Below are 1,438 nucleotides of genomic sequence, written 5' to 3' on the forward strand. Positions count from 1 at the left end.
GCTTCCTCCGGGAGGAAAACCGGTTCGCGCAGGATGCCTTGGTGCGCAACGCCGCCCGCTTCTCCGAGGAGCGCTTCCGCGAGCACTACCTGGCGCTGGTGACCGCAGCGCTCGCCCGGCATCAGCTCCGCGGCAGCGGCTCCATCAGCGCCCGGTAGAGCTCGACCCGCCGCCTGGTGGCAAAGCTGTCCTGGCCGCCCTCGTCCGATGCCGGCAGCTCGAGCCCGGACTCAGCCGGCCCGTCATGCCACACCTTCCCGTCCGGCCCAGCGGCGACGACCCCCTCGCCGCTGACCAGCACGCAGGGCACCCCGTTCTCTAGGGCCCGGACCAGGGCCAGGGCGCGCAGGACCGGGCGCGGGAAGCTGGCCACACCCAGCAGGAGCGAGGCACCCTCCAGCGCTAGGCAGCGAGTCATCTCCGGATGGAGCAGGTCGTCGTCCAATGCCAGACCGACGCGCCAGCCCTGCAGCGGGACGATCGTCATCCAGTTGCCCCGTGCCAGCTGCCGGGCCTCGTCCCCGGCACTCAGATGGGTCTTGCGGTAGCTGCACAGGCCGCGCCCGGTGCCGTCGACCAGCAGCACGCTGGCGAACGTCCGCTCGTCTTCCCGCTCGGCATAGGACGCCAAGACAGCGCTGCCGGTCCGTTCGCCCAGCTCCATCAGCAGCCTGGCGAGCTTGCCGTCAGATAGCTCCGGCGCGAGGTCGGCGCGGTCGGCAGACCAGCCGGATGGGAGTATTGCGAGATCAGCGCCTGATGTTACGATGAAGTCCTCAATGTCCTTCCAACGTTCACCTGATGAAACAGCCACGATACGCATCGGCAATCCTTTGAAATAATCACCGTTCACGCTGCTGTGATGGGATCGTTACTAGCAAAAACAGCTGCGTGAACCTTCTTGTTTGTGGATGCAAACGGCAGACAATCCCCTACATGGACTTGCACCAGCCCCGAAGCACTATCGGATGCGCAGGAGATTGTTGGAGTATCGATGATGCAGCCTAACGTCACTCGCCGTTTCTCCCTGGCCCGCAACCTGGCGCTAGGCACGGTTGCAGCGGCCGCCCTGGCGACCGGCGCGGTGCCGGCCCTGCCGGCCTTCGCGCCCACCGCGGCTCATGCGGAAGACTATGACCGCGGCTATGCCGATCTGGTTGCCAGGGTCATGCCTTCGGTGGTTTCCGTCCAGGTGGAAGGCAATGCCAGCGGGCCGACCCCGGCGTCCGGTCAGATGGACGAGCAGCAGCGCCGCTTCTTCGAGCGCTTCTTCGGCCAGCCCTTCCCACAGCCCGAGGAGCGGGAAGGCAGGCGGCCGGGCAGCAGGATGGAGGGCCTGGGGTCGGGCTTCGTGATCGATCCTTCCGGCTACATCGTCACCAACGCCCATGTCGTGGGCGAGGCCGACAAGATCGAGGTCGTGTTCCAGGACGGCGAC

At 66.7% G+C, this 1,438-nt stretch carries 2 protein-coding genes; one reads left to right on the forward strand and one right to left on the reverse strand.

Annotated elements, in window-relative coordinates; all coding sequences use genetic code 11:
* Nucleotides 1-121 precede the first annotated feature (121 nt).
* Nucleotides 122-823 carry a carbon-nitrogen hydrolase family protein gene (locus EQG76_RS02470; protein ID WP_159710303.1) on the reverse strand — a complete coding sequence of 234 codons (702 nt, stop codon included), beginning with the start codon at nucleotides 821-823 and terminating at the stop codon, nucleotides 122-124.
* Between the two features lie 171 nt (nucleotides 824-994).
* Between EQG76_RS02470 and EQG76_RS02475 the strand changes: the two genes are divergently transcribed.
* On the forward strand, nucleotides 995-1,438 hold a 444-nt coding region (locus tag EQG76_RS02475; RefSeq protein WP_200840500.1), incomplete at its 3' end, for a trypsin-like peptidase domain-containing protein.

This window comes from Geminicoccus flavidas (genome assembly GCF_009806515.1).
Taxonomy (GTDB): domain Bacteria; phylum Pseudomonadota; class Alphaproteobacteria; order Geminicoccales; family Geminicoccaceae; genus Geminicoccus; species Geminicoccus flavidus.

Coding starts and splice junctions, on each gene's coding strand:
- EQG76_RS02470 (WP_159710303.1), bottom strand. CDS start 823: ATGCGTATCGTGGCTGTTTCATCAGGTGAACGTTGGAAGGACATTGAG.